The sequence below is a fragment of the Mesorhizobium sp. ESP7-2 genome, from assembly GCF_020164715.1.
In the GTDB taxonomy this organism is placed as follows: domain Bacteria; phylum Pseudomonadota; class Alphaproteobacteria; order Rhizobiales; family Rhizobiaceae; genus Mesorhizobium.
Window position 1 is genome coordinate 1 of record NZ_JAIUGQ010000010.1, and the last position, 21961, is coordinate 21961.

Consider the following 21961-nt stretch of genomic DNA (forward strand, 5'->3'; position numbering starts at 1 on the left):
GATGCCGCCGCTCCGTCAACGTTCGAGATTGGCGAAAGCCATCGCGGCATCCCATCTCCCCCCAAGAGGGGGAGATGTCCGGCAGGACAGAGGGGGGCGCCGTAGGGTGCCGACCTCAACAGCCATCATCGCGTTACCATCGTTCAATGCAGCACGAATTCCCCATCGACTTTGCGCCACTCGTTCGGCGCGATCAGCTTCTGGTGCGTATAGACCACCGAATGCAGCGGCCCGTCGAGCTTGGCCTTCCAGAATTCGATGAACCTGACCAGCACCGGAAACTTCGGAGCGATGTCGTAGTCCTGCCAGACGAAGCTCTGCAGGAGATGCGGGTGGTCGGGGAAATGATAAAGAATCTTGGCCGTGGTCAGCCCGTAGCCTTTGAGCATCAGGTCCATTTCAAGATGGTCGCGCATTGCGGTCCCCAAGGTTGATTCTCCATCCCCCAAGCACCAATTGTGCGCGCCGTTACTTAACTGTCTATTGATTTTTCTTGATCGCAAAACGAACTTTTCCCACAAAAACATGCAGTTAGCAGCGAACCGCGTCGAGTGCTGACAGTCTCGAAAAGCACCCCTGCGGCATCCCGCCGCGCGAATCCAACGTCTAATGTTGCCGTCGCGGCGGAACTGGTAATAATGCCGCCGAATTCGCGGCTGCGTCGCCGCGATCACGCGGGCGTTTCAAGCCGGCGGATTGGGTTCGGGAGGAAAGCCAGAAATGTCCGAGGTTCATGTCCATCGCGTCCAGCCGGCGTGGAAGAAGAACGCCCTGATCGACAATGACACCTACCTCAAATGGTACGCCGACAGTGTGAAGAACCCGGACAAGTTCTGGGGCAAGCACGGCAAGCGCATCGACTGGTTCAAGCCCTTTTCCAAGGTCAAGAACACCTCCTTCGACGGCAAGGTCTCGATCAAGTGGTTCGAAGACGGCCAGACCAATGTCTCGTACAATTGCATCGACCGCCACCTGAAGAAGCGCGGCGACCAGACCGCCATCATCTGGGAAGGCGACAACCCCTACGACGACAGGAAAGTCACCTATAACGAGCTCTACGAGCATGTCTGCCGGCTCGCCAATGTGATGAAGAAGCACGGCGTCAAGAAAGGCGACCGCGTCACCATCTACATGCCGATGATTCCGGAGGCGGCCTACGCGATGTTGGCCTGCACGCGTATCGGCGCCATCCATTCGGTCGTCTTCGGCGGCTTTTCGCCCGATGCGCTGGCCGGCCGCATCGTCGACTGCGAATCGACCTTCGTCATCACATCGGATGAGGGTCTGCGCGGCGGCAAGCCCATTCCTCTCAAGGACAACACCGACAAGGCGATCGAGGTTGCCGCCAAGCACCATGTCAAGGTCAAGACCGTCGTGGTAGTGCGCCGCACGGGCGGCAAGATCGGCTGGGCGCCGGGGCGCGATGTCTGGTATCACGACGAAGTCGCAACGGTCAGGCCTGAGTGCAAGCCGGAGAAGATGAAGGCGGAGGATCCGCTGTTCATCCTCTACACGTCGGGCTCGACCGGCCAGCCGAAGGGCGTGCTGCACACCACCGCCGGCTATCTCGTCTATGCCTCGATGACGCACCAATATGTCTTCGACTACCATGACGGCGACATCTACTGGTGCACGGCCGATGTCGGCTGGGTGACCGGACACAGCTACATCGTCTACGGACCGCTCGCCAACGGCGCCACCACGTTGATGTTCGAGGGCGTGCCGAACTATCCCTCGCAGTCGCGCTTCTGGGAAGTCATCGACAAGCACAAGGTCAACATCTTCTACACCGCGCCGACGGCGTTGCGCGCGCTGATGGGCGCCGGCGACGACCCGGTGAAGAAGACCTCGCGCAAGTCATTGCGCGTGCTGGGCTCGGTCGGCGAGCCGATCAATCCGGAAGCCTGGGAGTGGTATTTCAACGTCGTCGGCAACGGCAAGGTGCCGATCGTCGACACCTGGTGGCAGACCGAGACCGGCGGCATCCTGATCACGCCGCTGCCGGGCGCCACCGACCTCAAGCCAGGCTCGGCGACGCGGCCCTTCTTCGGCATCAAGCCGCAGTTGGTCGACGGCGAAGGTAAGGTGCTCGAAGGGGCCGCCGACGGCAATCTCTGCATCACCGATTCCTGGCCCGGCCAGATGCGCACCGTCTATGGCGATCACGATCGCTTCGTGCAGACCTATTTTTCGACCTACAAGGGCAAATACTTCACCGGCGACGGGTGCCGCCGCGACGCCGACGGATACTACTGGATCACCGGCCGTGTGGACGACGTCATCAACGTTTCCGGCCATCGCATGGGCACGGCCGAGGTCGAATCGGCGCTGGTCAGCCATGAGAAGGTCTCGGAAGCCGCCGTCGTCGGCTATCCCCATGACATCAAGGGCCAGGGCATCTACAGCTACGTGACCTTGATGAGGGGCATGGAGGCCACCGAAGAGCTGCGCAAGGAGCTCGTCGCCCACGTCCGCAAGGAGATCGGCGCCATCGCCACGCCCGACAAGATCCAGTTCGCGCCCGGCCTGCCCAAGACACGTTCGGGCAAGATCATGCGCCGCATCCTGCGCAAGATCGCCGAGGACGATTTTTCCGCGCTCGGCGACACCTCGACGCTTGCCGATCCGGCCGTGGTCGATGACCTCATAGCCAACCGGCAGAACAAGAAGGGCTGATGCGGCAGCACGCGGCATTGGGCACCGTCACCCAGTTGTGGCGCTATCCGGCGAGTTCGCTCGCCGGCGAGCGCCAGGACGCCATCCTGGTCGGCACCGACAGCATCCAGGGCGACCGTATGTTCGGCCTCGTCGATATCTCGGACAATGAAATCGCCCGGCCCGACCGTGACGCCAAGTGGTACAAGGTGCCGCGCATCCGGACCCGGTTGAGCCGTAGCGGCGAATTGGAAATCGCCATCCCCGATGGCGACTGGCTCGCCGCACCCGGCGCCGAATGCGACCGCGCCGTGTCGGCCTATCTCGGCTTCGGCGCCTCGATCCGGCCGTTCCGCAGGGAGAATGCGGCAGGCTATGCCGGTCCGCTGACCGCGGAACGCTACCGCAAGGCGCCGGTCCATCTCCTGACCACGGCATCCCTGTCGCGGCTGAAGGCGCTGCATCCGCAAGGTGCCGCCGATCCCCGCCGCTTCCGCCCCAACATCGTCGTCGACATGGCTCCGGTCGACGGCTCGTTTCCCGAAACGGAATGGATCGGCCGCAAGCTCGCCATCGGCGACCTCGTCCTGACCATCTCCGAGCCGTGCCGCCGCTGCGGCTTCACTATCATTGCTCAGGACGGTTTCGACAATGATCCAGGGATCCTGCGCAATCTGGTCCGCCACAACGCCCACAATCTCGGGGTCTATTGCACCGTCGACCAGCCCGGCCGTGTCGAGATCGGCGCGCTGATGCGGTTCGTCTGACCCGATCCAAGCCTATCGATAAAGGTCCGCCCGCGTCGGTGGCAGGCCGCTCGGGCCTCGCGCGCGTTTGGTGGCGACGGTCTGGAAAATCTGCGCCGAGGCGCGTTCGAAGGTGATGGAGCAGCCGCTCAGGTAAAGCAGCCACAGCCGCGCCTTGGCTTCGCCGACCTCGGCGATCGCCTCGCCGAACCGCGCCTGCAGACGCTCGGCCCAAAGCCTGCAGGTGCGGGCATAGTGCTCGCGCAAATTCTCGACATCGTAGACGAGGAAGCCGTGTGCTTCGAGATTGCCTAGCGTCATGCCGATCGTGTCGAGCTCGCCACCCGGGAAGATGTATTTGATCAGCGCCTTGTATTCCGGCCCCTTGCGCAGGGTCTTCTTGATGTCGCCTTTGCTGCGCCTCGTGATGGCGTGATGCAGATAGATGCCGCCCGGTTTCAGCAGCCGATGGACAGCGGAGAAGTAGGCGACATGGTTTGCCAGGCCCAGATGCTCGAACATACCGATGGACGATATCTTGTCGAAGGTGCCGGTGAGCTCTGCGTAGGACTTTATCTCGATGGTGATCCTGTCCTCCAGACCCTCGGCGCGAATGCGCTCGCGGGCTAGTGAGGTCTGGGCTTGCGACAGCGAGACGCCGTGTCCGACGACACCGTAATTTTTCGCGGCGTGGATCAGCATCGCGCCCCAGCCGCAGCCGATGTCGAGCAATCTTTCACCGGGTTTCAGCCGAAGCTTGCGGCAGATATGGTCGAGCTTGTCGACCTGCGCCTCGTCGATGCCGTTTGCGAAATCCTGGAAATACCCGCAGCTATAGACCATGCGCTCGTCGAGAAAGAGCCGGTAGAAGGCATTCGAGATATCATAGTGATGCTGGATCGCCTCCTTGCTCGAGCCGCTGACGAACGGGTTGCGACCAGCGAGATCGACCCGCGACGCCATCTGCTTTCTCGAAAACAGCACCGCCGGCAAGTCACGCAGAAGCGCCCGTTTCGGCAATGCCTTCAGCTTCGAGCGCAGCTTGCCCGTTGAAGGCAGGGCGTAGAAATCGAACAGCGATCCATCCTCGATGTCGACTGCCTTGGAAATCCACATCTCGATGAGGGTCGACAGGGAGGGTCGGCGAACGATCTGCCAGACAATGTCGTGGTCGTTGATGACCAGCACAGGGCCGGTGGCGGGGCCGATCCGCTCGCCGGTCCACAGCCTGACCGCGAAGCCGGGCTTCACCGCCTCGACTACCGTTCGAACGATGCGCGCAGCTCTTTCGGTGGCGTCCATGCCCTTCCCCGCGGTCGATGGCTCGATCTTGTCCGTTTGAGACCTGGATCGCAAGCCAAAGCATGCGGCGCCATCTTCGGGCAAGGATGCCTTTTTCAGCATGGCACTTGTCATTTGCTGCAACGCACCCCATCATGAGGGCGTGTTCAACAAATCGAAAGGAGGTGATCCGATGTCGAGTGATTTCGTTTTCCAGAACGTGGCCTCAGCGGATTGCACTTTCGGGAAGCAGTCTTCCCGTTAAGGCGCGAGATGCGCGGCGGGTGACGTGAACGTCACCGCCATTGAGCCGCGCCATGGACGGAAACACGGAAGGCCGCCGGCTTCGAAAGAAGCGGCGGCCTTTTCCTTTTTGGGCCGGGTCCTACTTCGTCAAAGCAAGGGTTTCGATGTTGCGGGCGATTGTCTGAAAGGCCGAATCCAATTCGGCGCCGTCGGCGGCCTGGTAAAAGTGCTTGATCGAACCGGTATCGGGGCTGGCACAATTCTGGAGCGTCGAAGCGGCATTCGTCTCATCGAGTTTGAAGCCGATCGTGAAGATCTCTATGCCTTTGTCGCGCATGGCGGAGCAGAGTTTTGTCGCGGCCGTGCGGGTCGTTTCCTTGCCGGCATCGTTATAGACCCCGCCAACGCTGGTCGCGTCGAAATAGGACAGGTTGAATTCGCCGTCCGTCATAAGGATCGCGTACTTGCCAACTTTCTTGGGATCGAGTTTGGCTGGCCGCTGAGAGGCATTGAGCACGCTGCCCCAGCTTTCCGACAGCATATACCAGGTCCATTGAACGCCGATGTGGCCGGCGGTGCCTCCCGAGGCGACAAGATTCTTGATGACATTCTTGAGCGTGGCGACGTCAGCCGTCAAAGGGACGAGCGCGGCGGCCGGGCAAGCCGCTGTGTTTGTGTTTGCGGCAAAGCTCGACAACAGATAGTCGCGGTTGACCATGCTGGAGACAGGACCCGCGTCCGAATATTGATCGGCCCCTTTGCGTTCGGTGGCGCAATTGTCCGGGCGCGGGGACGCCGAAGCAGATTGAGCGCTCGCATTGCCGGGCGCCTGCTTGCGCTGACTGGCATTGGCTTCCACATAGACGCTACTGGCCGCAAGTTGGCCGGTATTGACCGAATTGGCGTAGGGCACGATGGAGAGGCGAACGCGCGGCTTGTTCGGGTCCTGACTGCCCAGAAAGCTGTCCACCGCATTGGCGGCGGCGGTTTTCAGGTCCTTAATTTTCTGACCGGCCATCGATCCGGTTACATCGAGCATCATCGCCACTTCGATGGTCTTGTCCGAATAAAGCGATGTTGTCGAAGCAGTGACCCGCCTCGCATCGTCCGTGCCGAAAATCGGGAAGAACAGGGCAACATCGACATGGGCGTCCACCTGGACCGTTTTTGCGATCTTGTCGACGATCAGCCGGTCAAGGATGACTTGGCCGGCCTGCAGAATTCCGGCGGTAGCGTTGGCGTCGAGAAAGGCCTGCACGGATTTGTCGGCGTCGGCTTCCTTGGTGGCGCCGGTGGTCAGGTCACGCGCCGTCGATGTCACCGCCGCATCGACCACGCCCTGCAGGCTCGATCTGGCATTGTAGAGCTGCGCGACATTGACCGAAAAGCCCGCGACCAGCGCCAAGACCGAGGCAGCAAAGCCGAACAGGACCGCGAAATTTCCACCGCGATCTCTGGCGAACCCGCCGACCGCGTGAACAAGACCCCCGTAATTCCGCATCCAACAGCCTCCGCTTGCCTCGGCCTCGTCGCCGCGAACAGGGCAATGCAGGATTCCAGCCGGATGACATCGCCTCACGCCGGGACATCCTCGGCCAGACATCAAGCTGTTGTTTTTTCTTGCTTTCGTCCTTCGTGAAGGTGAACGGCTGGTAAACGAAAAAGCACGATCGTCGCCGCGTTTACCAGGCGCTTACCATGCTCGACACGAGGCAATTGCCGAAGCCTTGGCGACGTCCTGTTGCGGCACAGGCCTTCTGTGCCGAAGCGGGAGCAACTGTCCCAGGATTGCGAGGCATGCCGAGGCAGAAACCTGCCCAGGTGTGTTGATATTCAGGTCAGGCCGGCCTCACCTGAATATCAACATAGCTAGGCCAGCATCTGTGCGCTGACCGTCCTGTCGATGCCGCGGTGGGGTGGATTGAACAGCCTGCCTTGCTGTTCGTAGGTCCATACCTTGAACAGGGTGAGCCGGTGCGGGCCGAAACTGTGCAGCAAGGGAACGTCGATGGCGTCGCGCCCGCGCGCGATGACGACGCGGCCGATCCTGGGCCGGTTGTGGCGCGGGTCGAACGTGTACCACTTGCCGTCGAGGAACGCTTCCATCCAGGCCGAAAAATCCATCGGCGCCGGATCGGCCGGGACGCCGATGTCGCCGAGATAGCCGTTCACGTAGCGGGCCGGAATGTTCATGCAACGGCAAAGCGTGATCGCCAGATGGGCGAAGTCGCGGCACACTCCGACGCGTTCCTCGTGCGCCTGTGCGGCGGTGCGGGTCGAACGCGCATAGCCATAGCCGAAGGACAGGCGGTTGTGGACATAGTCGACGATTGCCTGCACCCGCGCCCAGCCGGACGGAAGATGGCCGAAAAGCTGCCAGGCGAGATCGCTCAGATGATCTGTCTCGCAATAACGGCTACCCAGGAGATAGAAGAGCACTTCGTCGGGCAACTCGGCGACCGGCATTTCCCGGGCCAGCGTGTTGACCTCGTCCGTCTCGCCACTGTCCTCGACGACCGCGTCGTAGAGGATGCGAAAGCCGCCGGCGGGCGCGGTAAAACGGCGGCAGGCATTGCCATGCAGGTCGTGATAGCGCCTGGTCGGCACCGATGGCGAGATGAGCACACGTGTCTGCCGCTTGATGTCGCCCTGCCTGTCCTTGTGAATCTCGAGCAGCGAAATCACCGGAGTTGCCTCGGCGCATTCAATGGCGATCTCGTAGCCGAGGCGTATCAGCATGGGCGTCGTCCCCTGGTTCGCGTGATGGGAATTGTACGGTTTCAAACGTTGCAAGGTGACGGTGGTTCCCTGGATCAAATGCGCTCGCGCGCCTTTCCATGCCGGCGCCTTGGCGTTACGGTTGCGTCCTCCCTCGACACCCTCCCCCGGACTTCAAGGAAAATCATGTTTGCTGGCAGAAAATTCGCCGCCTTCCTCTTCGACATGGACGGCACGCTCATCAATTCCATCGCCTCGGCGGAGCGGGTCTGGAGCGATTGGGCGCGGCGCCACGGCCTCGACGTCGCGGCCTTCCTGCCGACGATCCACGGCGTTCGGGCGATCGAGACCATCACCGCCCTGGCGCTCCCGGGCGTCGACCCGAGACACGAAGCGGATTTGCTGCTGAAGGCCGAGGCCGACGATCTCGATGGCATCCTCCAGATCGCCGGCGCCGTGTCATTTCTCAACGCGCTGCCGCCGGAACGCTGGGCGATCGTAACCTCGGCGCCGCGCTCGTTGGCGCTTGCGCGCATGAAGGTCGCCGGCATTCCTGTCCCTGCCGTCCTCGTCGCGGCGGAGGACGTTTCCCGCGGTAAGCCGGCGCCCGATTGCTTCCAGCTCGGCGCAAGACGGCTTGGCTTCGACGCACGCGATTGTCTGGTGTTCGAGGATGCCCCGGCCGGCATTGCGGCGGCGGAGGCGGCGGGCGCGTCGGTCATGGTGATCAATGCCACGCACCAGCATCCCCTGGCAACACAGCATGCCGCGATCGCCGGTTATGATGAGATCGACATCACCGTCGACGAACGCGGCTGGGTTGCGCTCGAGCCGCAGCGCAACGCTGCTTGAAGAACCGATATGGATAAACGGCCTCCTAGAGCTGACGAACCGGACATCCTACTAGCCGGTCTTTCACTTTGGGCCATGTCGCGTGAGTTCCCAGACAGCGACGATTATTGGGACGGCAACTGGATTAACATCCTGGCACGCGTGGATGCCTCCGGAGCCCGGATTGAAGTACAGGGACCATATGTCCGCAGCGACGAACTTGGAGTTTTTCACGACCAACTGGCGACGCTTTACCGGGACTTACGTGGGAGCGCTGAGCTAAAGTGCATCGAGCCCGCGCTCCGTGCGAAGGTAACCTGCGGCTTATTGGGGCAGATCGAGGTCATCGTCGATATCACGCCCGATCACCTTTTCCAGTCACATCATTTTGTCTTTACGGTTGACCAAAGCTGTCTGGTCGTGACTCTCGCTGGCTGCCGGCGTGTATTGCAACTGTTCCCGGTCAAGAACGCGCCAGACCGCCCCACAGAGTAACGGCAAACAAGCGGCTGGAAGACTGTTAAAGGAGGGTTGGCTTCAAGAAACCTGAAGCGTTCTAAAAGTCGCTTGTCAGGCCCTTCACTTCCCAGTCGCCATAGCGGCCGGGTTCCTTGCCGCCACGGCCGCCGATCTCGCGGGGCAGCGCGGCTTCCTTCCGGGCATAATCTTGCCGCCTTGCCTCTGCTTCCTGCAGCGCGCGGCGGGCGGCGGGCGTCAGCTCTTTTGGCGCCGTGCCGTCATCGGGGCCGGCCGGCGTTTTACTGGTTTCGTCGTTCATGCGATATCTCGAGCGGATTGAAACAGGAGCAGGTGTTTCCCATCATATAGCGATGGCCTCACGAGGATCGACCCTTTTTCACCGCCATCCGGACAGGAGCAGACGATGAACACCATTCGCACCGCCATGCTTCTCGCCACCATGACTGCGCTGTTCATGGGCGTCGGCTTTTTGATCGGCGGTTCAGGCGGCATGATGATCGCGTTGGTGATCGCCGCCGGCACCAATTTGTTCAGCTATTGGAACGCCGACAAGATGGTGCTGTCGATGAACCACGCCGTCGAGGTCGACGAGAAGAACGCGCCCGAATATTACGCCATCGTCCAGGCACTGGCCAAGCAGGCCGGCCTGCCGATGCCGAAAACCTATCTGATCGACAATCCGCAGCCGAATGCCTTCGCCACCGGCCGCAACCCGCAGAACGCGGCGGTCGCCGCCTCCACCGGCCTGCTGCAGCGGCTGACCCATGAAGAGGTCGCCGCCGTAATGGCGCATGAGCTCGCCCACGTCCAGCACCGCGACACGCTGACCATGACCATCGTCGCCACCTTTGCCGGTGCCATCTCGATGCTCGGCAATTTCGCCTTTTTCCTCGGCGGCAACCGCGACAACAGCCCGTTCGGCTTTGTCGGCGTGCTGGCGGCGATGATCGTGGCGCCCTTCGCGGCCATGATCGTGCAGATGGCGGTCAGCCGCACCCGCGAATATGAGGCTGACCGGCGTGGCGCCGAAATCTGTGGACACCCGCTGTGGCTGGCCTCCGCGCTTGACAAGATCGCCCGCGGGGCCGAACGCATCCCCAACCCCGATGCCGAGCGCAATCCCGCGATGGCGCATCTCTTCATCATCAACCCCCTGCATGGCGAGCGCATGGACAGTCTGTTCTCCACCCATCCGAGCACCGACAACCGCATCGCCGCCCTGCAGGCGATGGCGCGGCAAATGGGCGACGGTGCATCGCGGGCCACGCAGCGCCAGGCACCGACACCACCGCAGGCGGACGAGCCGCAATCGGCCGGACCGTGGGGCAAGCCGGCCGAACCGGAACAGACGGCCGAACCGGCCAGCCCGAAGCCCAATCCATGGGGTCGCAACCCGACCGGGCCCAAAGGCCGGTGGTCGTGAGCGTGGCGGGCAGAGCACCTCGGCGCACGGTTTCAGGCGATCAGGACCACGATGCCGGCGGCGAGTTCGTTGCCGGCCTTGCCGCGCGCAAGGCGGCGGCGCGGCTGCTGGCCGCCGTGATCGATGCACGCACGCCGCTTGACGGCCTGACCGACCACGAGAACGGCCATCCGCAATACAGGGCGCTCGATTTGCGCGACCGCGGCCTGGTGCGCGCCATACTGGTCACCGCGCTGCGCTACCGCATGACCATAGCGGGACTGCTGGCGCGGCGCCTGGAAAAGCCGCTGCCGCCCAACGCGACCGCCTTGTCGCACATATTGCATGTGGCGGCGGCGCAGATCCTGTTCCTCGACATCCCCGACAGCGCCGCGGTCGACCTCGCCGTGACCCACGCCAAGTCCGATCCCCGCACGCAGCGTTTTTCCGGCCTGGTCAACGGCGTGCTGCGCACGCTGGCGCGAGCCAAGGAAGCCGAGCTTCCGGCCGCGCTTGCCGCCACCGACGAAGCGCCAAAATGGTTTTCCGACCGGCTGAAGGCCGCCTATGGCGCCGAGAAGGCCCGGCAGATCCTGGCCGCCCATCGCCACGAGGCGCCGGTCGATTTCTCGGTCAAGGCCGATGCCGAACTCTGGGCCGAAAAGCTCGGCGGGATCGTCCTGCCCACGGGAACGGCTCGGGTGGAGAAGCTTGCCGGCGCCGTCACCGAATTGCCTGGCTTCGCGGAGGGCGCATGGTGGGTCCAGGATGCCGCCGCCAGCCTTCCCGCCCGGCTGTTCGGCGATGTCACCGGCCTGCGCGTCGCCGATCTTTGTGCAGCGCCCGGCGGCAAGACCGCACAGCTCATTCTCGCTGGCGCCAGGGTCACAGCGGTAGACACCTCGAAGAACCGCCTGGCGCGGCTGGCGCAGAATCTTGGCCGTCTTGGCCTGTCGGCCGACATCGTCCAGGCCGACCTGCTCAAATTCGAGCCCAGCGAATTGTTCGACGCCGTGCTGCTCGACGCGCCATGTTCCTCGACCGGTACGGTGCGCCGGCATCCCGACGTGCCATGGACCAAGACGGCGGCGGACGTCGAAAAGCTCGCAGACCTGCAACGCAGGCTGCTCGCCCGCGCCGTTATGCTGGTCAGGCCCGGCGGCAGGATCGTCTTTTCCAATTGTTCGCTCGACCCGCTCGAAGGCGAGGAACTGCATCGTTCCTTTCTCGAGGACACGGCTACGGTCATTGACGATCCGCTGCGGCAAGGCGAGATCGCCGGCATCGATTCGTTCCTAACGCCGCAAGGCACGTTGCGCACCACACCCGCCGATCTCGACCTCGGCGCCCCGGAGCGTTCGGGACTGGACGGTTTCTTCGCCGCACGCATGCGTCGAACCCCGGCTTAACCACTGGGATTTGCAGATTTTTTTTGGATGCACCCGGTCCAAGAGCAGGGGACCCGGCGCCGTCCTATGGAATTCGCCTTCGCATAAGTTCTTGAATCATATAAGCTTGTGCTTGGGTAAGGACGACCAGGAGGGGTTTTGGCACTGGCTGCCAGCAACACGACGCGTCTGTGGACGCTGGTCGCGAAGGAGCTCTGGCGCAAGACGCGCCGGCGCCTGCGTGCCGGCCCGATCTATCGTTGGCGCTATTCCGGACGTACACCCGAACGCGTCCTGATCGCGCCGCCGGACCTGCGCCTCGCCGATCCACAGATCGCGCTCGAGATCTATTACGGCCGTTATCCACTGTCTGGCCATCTGGTCGAGACTGGTGGCAAATCCCCTTTCCAGATCAATGTCCCCAATCATGGTTGGCAGAAGACGCTGCATGGCTTTCGCTGGCTGCGCCATATGCGTGCCGCCGGCACGGAGCTCGCCGCAGCAAATGCCCGCGCGCTCGTCTCTGACTGGATCGCCATGCATGGCAACCATATTTCGGGCATTGCCTGGGAACCAGGCACGACGGCCAAACGCATCATCGCCTGGTTGCAGCATTCTTCCGTCGTGCTGCAGGGCGCCGAGTTCCCCTTCTACCGTGCTTTCCTGAAATCGCTGGCCATGCAGATCCGTTATCTCAGGTCGATGGCGCGCGAAATGCCCGACGGCAAGGACCGGCTGCGCGCCCGCATCGCGCTGGCCTTCGCGGCACTGTCCCTGCCGGCGCCGGCCTCGGCGTTGCGCCGCGCTACCCGCAACCTCGCAGAGGAACTCAATCGCCAGATCCTTGCCGACGGCGGCCATATCTCGCGCAATCCAATGGTGGTGCTGGAAATCCTCGCCGACCTCCTGCCGCTGCGCCAGACCTATGCCAACCAGGCCGAAGCGCCGCCGCAGGCGCTGATCGGCGCCATCGACCGCATGCTGCCGGCGCTGCGCTTCTTCCGCCATCAGGATGGCAGCCTCGCCCGTTTCAACGGCATGGGCGCCACAATCCATGACCGCATCGCCACCATCCTGCGCCATGACGACACCGCCGGCTCGCCGCTGCTGCATGCGCCGCATTCGGGCTATGAGCGGCTGGCGATCGGCGGCACCACCGTCATCGCCGATACCGGCCCGCCGCCGCCGGTCGACGTCTCCAATGCAGCGCATGCCGGCTGCCTCGCCTTCGAACTCTCGTCGGGACGCCAGCACTATATCGTCAATGCCGGCATCGACACCTACGGCGCCGCCGAGTTCCGGCCGCTGGCTCGCGCCACCGCCGCGCATTCGACAGCCACCATCAACGACACGTCTTCGGCGCGTTTCACCCACGCGCTGCGGGTCAACGACCAGTTGGGTTCACCGTTGATCGGCGGCCCGCAGCAAGTGCAGTGCAAGCGCATCGACCAGAAGGGCATCCACGGCTTCATCGCCCGTCATGACGGCTATCTCCAGCGTTTCGGCTTCCTGCATGAGCGTGAGCTGAAACTCTCCGCGGACGGCAATGTGCTGGCGGGTCGGGACCGGTTCCAGCGGCCCGGCAACGCAGCGATCCGCAACAGCGGCCGCGATTTCATCACCGTGCGCTTTCACGTCCATCCTGACATCAATCTGCTGCAGGACGAACAGGAACGGCTGGTACTGACCGCCGATCAGGCCGATACCTGGGTGTTCACCTCGGGCGAAGTGACGCCCGAAGTTGAGGAATCGATCTATTTCGCCGGTCTGGGCGGTCCGCGCCGCAGCCGCCAGATCGTGCTCGCCTTCAAGGCGTCCGAAATTGCCGAAGTCCAGTGGCAGCTGACGCGGACAAAGATCGTCGGTTATCCCGAAAACAACTGACCCTGGCTTCCAGCGCCGACCTTGCCGCTTGATTTCCTGATGCCATATGCTACGGCGCGGGCTTGCCCCTCCAGCCGTGAAAGGCCGCCAGCCCATGGCCGTTCCTGCCAAGAACATCCCAGCCCCCGACCTCGTTCCGGTTCGCCGTGCCTTGCTCTCCGTCTTCGACAAGACCGGGTTGATCGATTTCGCCAGGGCACTGGCCGCGGCCGGCGTCGAGCTCGTCTCCACCGGCGGCACGGCAAAAGCGATCGCCGAAGCCGGCATGGCGGTGCGCGACGTCTCCGAGCTCACCGGCTTTCCCGAGATCATGGACGGCCGCGTCAAGACGCTGCACCCATCCGTGCATGGCGCGCTGCTTGGCGTGCGCGATGATCCCGACCATGCATTGGCGATGCGCAAATATGGCATTCAGCCGATCGATCTCGTCGTCTCCAATCTTTATCCGTTCGAGGAGGTCCGCCGCTCCGGCGCCGACTACGCGGCGATCGTCGAGAATATCGACATTGGCGGCCCGGCGATGATCCGCGCCTCGGCCAAGAACCATGCCTATGTCGCCATCGTCACCGATCCCGGCGACTACGCCGCGGTGTTGAACGCGCTGGAGATGAACATCGGCTCGCTGTCGCTGGATTTCCGCAAGAAGCTGGCGGCCAAGGCCTTCGCCCGCACCGCCACCTACGATGCGGCGATCTCGGGCTGGTTCGCCGAGGCGCTGGAGATCGAGCATCCGACCTGGCGCGCCTTTGGCGGCAGGCTGGCCGAGGTCATGCGCTATGGCGAGAACCCGCATCAGGATGCCGGCTTCTACGTCAATGGCGACAAGCGGCCGGGCGTCGCCACGGCGCGGCAGCTGCAGGGCAAGCAGCTATCCTACAACAACATCAACGATACAGATGCCGCCTTCGAGCTGGCCGGCGAGTTCGATCCGAACCGCTCGGCCGCCGTCGCCATCATCAAGCACGCCAATCCATGTGGCGTCGCCGAAGGTACGTCGTTGAAAGCGGCCTACGCCAAAGCGCTCGCCTGCGACCCGGTCTCGGCCTTCGGCGGCATCGTCGCCTTGAACCGCACCCTCGACGCCGAGGCGGCCGAGGAGATCGTGAAAACCTTCACCGAGGTGATCATCGCTCCCGACGCCACCGACGAGGCCACGGCAATCATAGCTGCCAAGAAGAATTTGCGCCTGCTGATCACCAGCGGCCTGCCCGACCCGCGCACGGCAGGCACGACCGTCAAGTCGGTTTCCGGCGGCTTGCTCGTCCAGGGCCGCGACAATGCCGTGGTCGACGACCTCGAGCTGAAGGTGGTGACGAAGCGCGCGCCGACGCCAGCCGAAATGGCCGACCTCAAATTCGCCTTCCGCGTCGCCAAGCACGTCAAGTCGAACGCCATCGTCTATGCCAAGGACGGCGCCACCGTCGGCATCGGCGCCGGCCAGATGAGCCGGGTCGATTCCTCACGCATCGCCGCGCGCAAGGCCGTCGACGCGGCGGAGACGGCGGGCATGGCGGAGCCGTTGACCAAGGGCTCGGTCGTCGCTTCGGACGCCTTCTTCCCCTTCGCCGACGGCCTGCTGTCGGCCATCGAGGCCGGTGCCACCGCCGTGATCCAGCCGGGCGGCTCGATGCGCGACGACGACGTCATCGCCGCCGCCGACGAACACGGCATCGCCATGGTGTTCACAGGCGTGCGCCATTTTCGGCATTGAGCGCGACTTCCTTCTCCTCTTGTGGAAGAAGGAAGCGGCGCTGCTACTCAACCGGCCGATCCGCCGGATAGGGTGTGCGAACCAGGATCGCCATGCCGACCGCCAGGAATAGGATGATGGCCGCCATGCCAAGCCGGGCCGAGCCGCTGGTGGCGGTGATCGTCGCCACCATGAACGGCGCCAGGAAACTGGTTGCCCGCCCGGCCAGCGCATAGATGCCGAAATAGCGGCCGGATTCGACGGCGGTCACGCTGCGCGCCATGTAGGAGCGTGACGAGGCCTGCACCGGCCCGAAAGCCAGGCCGATCAGCAAGCCATACATGATGTAGGCCTTCTCAGCTGCCGTGCCGAACAGGCCGCCGGAATCGGTGGTGGAAAGCTGGATCAGGCCGAGCAGCGTGAAGCCGGGCCCGGTCGAGATGACGCCGATGGTGGCGACGGACAGCATGACCAGCGAAATCATCACCACCGCCTTGGAGCCGAGCGCGGTGTCGAGCCGCGCCGCGATCCAGCAGCCGAAGATGGCGACGATGTTGAGGATGATGCCGAACATGCCGATCTCGGTGATCGACCATTGGAACATGCCCGCTGCGAACGTGCCGCCCAGCGCCAGCAGCGCATTGACGCCATCCTGGTAGATCATGCGGGCGACGAGGAAGCGGAAGATGCCGCCACGCTTGCGCACCTCGGCCAGCGTCGATTTCAGCTCCGACAGGCCTTCGCGCACCGCCGGCCCGATCGGGATGCCCTTGATGGCGTCGGGCGTGAAGAAGAACATCGGCAGGATGAACAGGAAATACCAGCCGGCCGACAGCGGCCCGGTGGCGCGGGCATCCTCGCCCAACTGCGGGTCAAGACCGAACAGCGGGGTGATGCCGATGATCGTCTTGCCGGTCTCCGGCGAGCCGGCGAGGCAAGTGACGACGAAGATCAGTGCGATCATGCCGCCGAGATAACCGAGGCCCCAGGCCATGTTGGAGATGCGGCCGATCTCGCTCTTCGGCACCAGGCGCGGCATCATGGAATCGTTGAAGACGGTGGAGAATTCCGCCGCCACCGACGCCAGCGAGAACAGCGCCACTATCAGGAACAGGTTGGAACCTGGCGCGGCGAACCAGAGCAAGGTAAGGCTGGTGACCTTGATCGCCGCGAAGAAGGCGATCCATGGCTTGCGCGGTCCGGTCTGGTCGGCGATCGAACCGAGGATCGGCGACAGTACGGCGATGACCAGCCCGGCGGCGGCGATGCCATAGCCCCAGACGGCCTGGCCGGTGGTTGGGTCGCCCGCCATGCGCGAAACGAAATAAGGGCCGAAAATGAAGGTGGTGACGACCGTGAAGAACGGCTGCGCCGCCCAGTCGAAGAACATCCACCCCCAGATGCCGCGCCCGGACGCCCGCTGCATTGTCTCTACCGCCATAATGACTCCCCCGGCACCCGCTCCGCCCGTGTCGGCGGCATGTCTGCACGTTTTCCGATACTCATGCAAATGACAAGCGTCGCGCCGCCCCTCATTGTCCTGCCGGACATTTCTCCCCGTGCAGGACGAGGAGAAAGACGCTTTGGCGGGGGATTTCGCGAATTGTCGACGTTACAGAATTGGCGCCTGCTTTGCGGCCAGTTCCCTTCTCCCCGTCACTATACGGGAAGAAGGTGGCGGCAGCCGGTTGAGGGGCAGCGCCAATCTTTGAGATGACCCGCCTCACATCCCCGTCAGATCGCTCATCAGCCCCGACGCCACCGACAGCCGCGACACGGTGATGTCGCCGCCTTCGGTCAGCGCCTGCAGCCGATCGCGGATGCGCGCCACCCGCTCGCCGCCGGCTTCCAGCCAGGCCGCCACCGGATCGGCTGCCTTGGCATGGCTGGTGAGTGCGGCGACCGCGATGCCGCGCCGCGCCGCGCCGATCGTATCGGTGGCGCGGGACAAAGCGAGCTGGTCATAATAGTCCGAAGGCGTGATCGAGCGCGCCGCATCCTCGACGCGCGGGATGCGGAAGGCATCGCTGGCGGCGAAGAACGCCCTGGCGGCCGCCACGATGTCGGCACCGGCGGTGCGCGCCGTCAGCGCGATGTCGGGGATGAGCTCCGCCGCCTCGCTCATCGCCAGTTGCTCGGCCAGCGTCTCCGGGGCGCCCGCCTTGAACAGCCCGTGCCGCTTCTCCTCGATCCGCTCGCGCGAAAAGGCCGGCAGCAGCGACGCCAGCTTGGGCTCCAGCGCCTTGCGCGCATCCTGCAGTTCGGCGATGCGCTGCCCGAGCGGTGCCGTGCCGGCATCGTTCTTCAGATACCAGCCGCTGCTCATATAGATGAGCCGGCTCACCATCTGATAGAGATCGAGTTGCACCTGGCCGTCTATCTGGTTGTCGAGCGCGTCGATCTCGCGATAGAGCGCCGGCAGCGCAAAGCCGTCGCGCACCACGGCGAAGGTGCGCACCACATCGGCCGCGGTGCGCCCCGTGGCTTCCTGCAGCCGATTGACGAAGGACGGGCCGCCGCGATTGACCAGATCGTTGGCGACGACACGGGCGATGATCTCGCGGCGCAGCCGGTGGCCGTGGATCTCGGAGGCGTATTTCTTCGCCATCCGGTCCGGGAAATAACCCATCAGGTCGCGGTCGAAATGCGCATCGTCCGGCACGTCGCTGGCGACGATATCGGAAAACAGCACGATCTTGGCATAGGCGAGCAGCACGCCGAGCTCGGCCCGGGTTAGCGGCTCGCCGCGCGCCTCGCGTTCGGCAAGGGCTGCCGGCGACGGCAGCGTCTCGACCCCGCGATCGAGCAGGCCACGTGCCTCCAGCGCCGTCATGAAGCGGCTTTGATGCGCGATGTCGGCGAGGCCGCGCTTGCGGGCGATCGAAAGCGCCAGCGTCTGCTGGTAGTTGTTGGACAGCACCAGGCCGCCGACCTCGTCGGTCATCTCGGCCAGCAGCTTGTTGCGTGCTGGGCGCGTCAGAGATCCCTTGCGCATGGCGGACGCCAGCGCGATCTTGATGTTGACCTCGACGTCGGAGCAGTTGACGCCGCCCGAATTGTCGATGGCGTCGGAATTGCAGCGGCCGCCATTCATGCCAAACTCGATGCGCGCCCGCTGCGTCACACCGAGATTGGCGCCTTCGCCGATCACCTTGGCGCGCACGTCGAGCGCGGTGATGCGGACGGCATCGTTGGCGCGGTCGCCGACCTCGGCATTGGTTTCGGTCGACGCCCTGAGATACGTGCCGATGCCGCCGAACCAAAGCAAGTCGACCGGCGCCTTGAGGATGGCGGTCATGATCTCGACCGGCGTGGCGGTCGTCTTGGCGAGGCCGATCGCCGCCGCGGCGGCAGCCGGCAAGGTGATCGACTTCTGGCTGCGCGAGACGATGACGCCACCTTCCGACAGCTTGCTCTTGTCATAGTCCTGCCAGCTCGAACGCGGCAACGCGAACATGCGCTCGCGCTCGGCCATCGAGGCCGCCATGTCGGGATCGGGATCGATGAAGATGTCGCGGTGGTCGAAAGCGGCGATCAGCCGGGTCTTCGGCGACAACAGCATGCCGTTGCCGAACACGTCACCCGACATGTCGCCGACACCGACAACGGAGAAAGGCGAGGTCTGGATGTCACGGTTCATCTCGCGGAAATGCCGCTTGACCGCTTCCCACGCACCCTTGGCGGTGATGCCCATCTTCTTGTGGTCGTAGCCGGCCGAACCACCGCTGGCGAAGGCATCGTCGAGCCAGAAGCCGTGCTTCTCCGAGATGGCGTTGGCGGTGTCGGAGAAGGTCGCCGTGCCCTTATCGGCGGCGACGACGAAATAAGGATCGTCCTGGTCGCGGCGCACCACGCCTGCCGGCGGAATGACGCCGTCCAGCCCGATATTGTCGGTGATCGACAGCAGGCTGGAGACGAAGTTCTTGTAGGCAGACGTGCCGGCCTCGAAGATGGCGTCGCGTCCGGCGCTCATCGGCAGCTTCTTGGGATAGAAGCCGCCCTTGGCGCCAACCGGCACGATGACGGCGTTCTTGACCTGCTGTGCCTTGACCAGGCCGAGCACCTCGGTGCGATAGTCCTGTGCGCGGTCCGACCAGCGCAGGCCGCCACGCGCCACCGGACCGAAGCGCAGATGCAGGCCTTCGACCTCGGAGCCGTAGACGAAGATTTCCCGCCATGGCCGCGGCGCCGGCAATCCCTCGACCGCCCGCGACTCGAGCTTGATCGCCAGCGATTGGCCTTTCTCTTTCGTATCGGCAACGAAATGATTGGTGCGCAGCGAGGCTTCGATCAGATTGAGATAACGGCGGATGATGGTATCGTCGTCGATGTTGGGCACATCTTCCAGCGCATCCTTGATCTTGGCCTTGAGGTGCTTGGCCGCCACCGCGCCTTCCGTTTCCGCCGTCGGGCCGAGCCGCGCTATGAACAGGTCATGCAGGCCGCGCGCGATCTCGGGATAGCGGTTGAGCGCCGCGGCGATGAAATCCTGGCTTTGCGGAATGCCGACCTGCTGCAAATAGCGGCCATAGGCGCGCAGGATGGTGATCTCGCCCGACCACAGGCCGGCGGTCTGGGCGAGGCCGTTATAGCCGTCATTGTCGACGTCGCCGCGCCACACCGACAGGAATGCGTCCTCGAACAGCGCCCCGCCATCGGCGAGGTCGATCGGCTTGCCGTAGCTGTTCTCCAGTTCCATGTCGTGGATGAAGACCAGGCCCGACTGGTCGTCGCCGACCTCGAAGGTGCGCTCGCTGATGACACGGAAGCCGATGTTCTCCAGCACCGGAACGCGCCGCGACAATGCCACCGGGCTGCCATGGTGATAGATCTTCAGCGCCGCCTGGTGCGTCTTCTGGTCGGCATGGCGATAGTAGTCGATGGCGATCGGATTGCCGGCGCTGATCTTGGCGATACGTCCGGCATCGGCCAGCGCCACCGCCGCGCTGAACGTGTCCCGGTAGCTCTCCGGTAGCCGCGCGGCGATCGCTTTCAACGCCGGGTCGCTGCCGCTGGCTTCGGCCGCATCGGCAAGCGCATCTTCCCAGGTGCGCACGATGTCGCGGATCGCCGCCTCGATCGTCGCCTGCTCGACCTTCGGCGTCTTGCCGCCGGAGCGGCCGATGATGAAGTGCACGCGCGCCAGCCCGCCTTCGGGGAAGGCCGGGTAGTAGGCCGACAGCCGGCCCTCGAACACGGTTTTCAGATAGGTGGCGATCTTCTCGCGCACGACGCTGTCGTAGCGATCGCGCGGGACGAAGACGAGGATCGAGACGAAACGGTCGAACTGGTCGGCGCGCACCAGCGCCCGCACGCGCGGCCGCTCGACCAGGCCGAGAATGGCAGCGGCATGCTTGCGCAGGATCGGCACCGGCACCTGGAACAGCTCGTCGCGCGGATAGCTTTCCAGCACGTTGATCAGCGCCTTGCCGGAGTGGTCGTGCCGGTCGAAGCCCGACTTGGCGATGATGGTTTCGGCCTTGGACCTGAGATACGGGATCTTCATCACCGAGCGCGTGTAGGCGGTCGAGGTGAACAGGCCGACGATGCGCAGTTCGCCCGCCAACGCGCCCTTGGCGGTGTAGGTCTTGACGCCGATGTAGTCGAGATAGATGCGCCGGTGCACCAGCGACTTTGCATTGGCCTTGGTGACGATCAGCGGCTCCGGTCCGTGCAGGAAAGCACGGATTTCCGGCGTCGTCGTCACCGCCTCGGTACCGCGCCTCAGCACCAGCACGTCGGGGTCGGTCAGGATGCCGAGGCCGGGTTTTTCGGAGCGCTCCAGATTGCCGCTTTCCTCGCCGCCGGTGTACTTGAATTCACGCATGCCGAGGAAGGTGAAATTGTCGTCGCGCAGCCACTCCAGAAAGGCGATGGCCTCGGCGACGCTCTTCTTGTCGAGCGGCACCGCCGAATAGCGGAACTCGGAGATGGCCTGATCGAGCCGGGCCAGCATCGGCCGCCAGTCGTTGACCGCGGCGTGGACCTGGCCAAGCATCTTGCGCAGCCGCTCGGTCAGGGCGGTTGCCTGCTCCGGCGTCAGCCGGGGAATGTGCACATGGATTACGCTCAGCCGGTCGTGGCTGCCGTCATCCCTGGCGAAATTGCCGTCGCCGAGGATTTCGTCGACACCCGTCTTGCCATGGCGAACCGTGATCACCGGATGGGTGACCAGGGTCGGTTCACCTGCGGTCTCGGTGACCTCGGCGAGGATGGAATCGAACAGGAACGGCATGTTGTCGTTGACGACCGTGATGACGGTCACCGGGCGGCCTTCGCGAACGACGCCCGAATCGGCTTCGACGGCGACGACGCACTCACCCTTTTTGTGGCCGGCAACCGCCCGGCCGGCGAGATCGGCGGCGCGCTCGAGGTCGGCCACGTCATAGGAGGCGATATCCTCCGCCGGAGCGCGGGCGAGCAGGTAGTCGGCGAGCCTTGCCGGTCTGTCCTCGGTCTTCGCCGCAGGTTGCTTCTTCTTCGACTTGACTGCGGACTTCACGCTGGCCATGACGCTTCTTCCCTCCCGTCGTATGCTTTTGCGACTATGGTAGCAGATGACCGCTGTTTGGCGACAAAGGTTTGACGGCTTGCCAAGAATTATCGGAATTCGGCGGCAAGGCATCCCGACGAGGAGAAA

Annotated in this window: 15 protein-coding genes and 1 pseudogene; 8 read left to right on the plus strand and 8 right to left on the minus strand. The window is 63.9% G+C overall.

Features of this window, described 5'->3' with window-relative positions; translation table 11 throughout:
- Nucleotides 1–143 precede the first annotated feature (143 nt).
- Nucleotides 144–416 carry an usg protein gene (locus LB543_RS12040; protein ID WP_140810638.1) on the minus strand — a complete coding sequence of 91 codons (273 nt, stop codon included), beginning with the start codon at nucleotides 414–416 and terminating at the stop codon, nucleotides 144–146.
- A 304-nt stretch (nucleotides 417–720) separates the two neighbouring features.
- Here LB543_RS12040 and acs point away from each other — a divergent pair, with 304 nt between their 5' ends.
- Together acs and LB543_RS12050 are read left to right on the plus strand one after the other, a co-directional pair.
- On the plus strand, nucleotides 721–2676 hold the full coding sequence (acs, locus tag LB543_RS12045; RefSeq protein WP_224591775.1) for an acetate--CoA ligase: 1956 nt from the start codon (nucleotides 721–723) through the stop codon (nucleotides 2674–2676).
- Nucleotides 2676–3422 (plus strand): MOSC domain-containing protein, encoded by a 747-nt coding sequence (locus LB543_RS12050; RefSeq protein ID WP_224614249.1) that lies wholly within the window; start codon nucleotides 2676–2678, stop codon nucleotides 3420–3422. Before acs ends, LB543_RS12050 begins: the two co-directional genes overlap by 1 nt.
- Before the next feature lie 12 nt (nucleotides 3423–3434).
- On the opposite strand, the gene LB543_RS12055 is transcribed toward LB543_RS12050, so the two are convergent.
- The 4 genes and pseudogenes from LB543_RS12055 to LB543_RS12065 all read right to left on the minus strand — a co-directional run bounded on the left by LB543_RS12055 (nucleotide 3435) and on the right by LB543_RS12065 (nucleotide 7667).
- On the minus strand, nucleotides 3435–4703 hold the full coding sequence (locus tag LB543_RS12055; RefSeq protein ID WP_224591782.1) for an SAM-dependent methyltransferase: 1269 nt from the start codon (nucleotides 4701–4703) through the stop codon (nucleotides 3435–3437).
- Between the two features lie 364 nt (nucleotides 4704–5067).
- Entirely contained in the window at nucleotides 5068–6084 is a 1017-nt protein-coding gene (locus tag LB543_RS12060; protein ID WP_318012964.1) for a hypothetical protein, read from the minus strand.
- A gap of 207 nt (nucleotides 6085–6291) precedes the next feature.
- Nucleotides 6292–6531: pseudogene (locus LB543_RS34060) on the minus strand (hypothetical protein); the annotation flags it as partial.
- A 266-nt stretch (nucleotides 6532–6797) separates the two neighbouring features.
- Entirely contained in the window at nucleotides 6798–7667 is an 870-nt protein-coding gene (locus LB543_RS12065; protein WP_224614251.1) for a transglutaminase-like domain-containing protein, read from the minus strand.
- Nucleotides 7668–7832: 165 nt separating this feature from the next.
- Between LB543_RS12065 and LB543_RS12070 the strand changes: the two genes are divergently transcribed.
- A complete protein-coding gene (locus LB543_RS12070; RefSeq protein WP_224614252.1) occupies nucleotides 7833–8498 on the plus strand; it encodes an HAD-IA family hydrolase in 666 nt (221 codons plus the stop codon).
- A 9-nt stretch (nucleotides 8499–8507) separates the two neighbouring features.
- On the plus strand, nucleotides 8508–8972 hold the full coding sequence (locus tag LB543_RS12075; protein ID WP_224614253.1) for a hypothetical protein: 465 nt from the start codon (nucleotides 8508–8510) through the stop codon (nucleotides 8970–8972).
- Between the two features lie 61 nt (nucleotides 8973–9033).
- On the opposite strand, the gene LB543_RS12080 is transcribed toward LB543_RS12075, so the two are convergent.
- Nucleotides 9034–9255 carry a DUF1674 domain-containing protein gene (locus LB543_RS12080; protein ID WP_140810630.1) on the minus strand — a complete coding sequence of 74 codons (222 nt, stop codon included), beginning with the start codon at nucleotides 9253–9255 and terminating at the stop codon, nucleotides 9034–9036.
- Nucleotides 9256–9360: 105 nt separating this feature from the next.
- On the opposite strand from LB543_RS12080, the gene htpX reads away from it, so the two are divergent.
- The 4 genes from htpX (at nucleotide 9361) to purH (ending at nucleotide 15342) form a co-directional block, all read left to right on the plus strand.
- Nucleotides 9361–10380 carry a zinc metalloprotease HtpX gene (gene htpX, locus LB543_RS12085; RefSeq protein ID WP_224614254.1) on the plus strand — a complete coding sequence of 340 codons (1020 nt, stop codon included), beginning with the start codon at nucleotides 9361–9363 and terminating at the stop codon, nucleotides 10378–10380.
- A complete protein-coding gene (locus LB543_RS12090) occupies nucleotides 10338–11768 on the plus strand; it encodes an RsmB/NOP family class I SAM-dependent RNA methyltransferase (RefSeq protein ID WP_263498684.1) in 1431 nt (476 codons plus the stop codon). The genes htpX and LB543_RS12090 overlap by 43 nt, the downstream gene beginning before the upstream one ends.
- A gap of 138 nt (nucleotides 11769–11906) precedes the next feature.
- Nucleotides 11907–13631, plus strand: coding sequence for a heparinase II/III family protein (locus LB543_RS12095; protein WP_224614256.1), 1725 nt, complete (start codon nucleotides 11907–11909; stop codon nucleotides 13629–13631).
- 94 nt (nucleotides 13632–13725) lie between these two features.
- Nucleotides 13726–15342: a bifunctional phosphoribosylaminoimidazolecarboxamide formyltransferase/IMP cyclohydrolase gene (gene purH, locus LB543_RS12100; protein ID WP_224614257.1), complete on the plus strand. Its 1617-nt coding sequence runs from the start codon at nucleotides 13726–13728 to the stop codon at nucleotides 15340–15342.
- A gap of 43 nt (nucleotides 15343–15385) precedes the next feature.
- On the opposite strand, the gene LB543_RS12105 is transcribed toward purH, so the two are convergent.
- Together LB543_RS12105 and LB543_RS12110 are read right to left on the minus strand one after the other, a co-directional pair.
- Nucleotides 15386–16762, minus strand: a complete 1377-nt coding sequence (locus LB543_RS12105; RefSeq protein ID WP_224614258.1) for an MFS transporter — start codon at nucleotides 16760–16762, stop codon at nucleotides 15386–15388.
- A 282-nt stretch (nucleotides 16763–17044) separates the two neighbouring features.
- Nucleotides 17045–21832 carry an NAD-glutamate dehydrogenase gene (locus LB543_RS12110; RefSeq protein ID WP_224614259.1) on the minus strand — a complete coding sequence of 1596 codons (4788 nt, stop codon included), beginning with the start codon at nucleotides 21830–21832 and terminating at the stop codon, nucleotides 17045–17047.
- Between the last annotated feature and the right edge of the window lie 129 nt (nucleotides 21833–21961).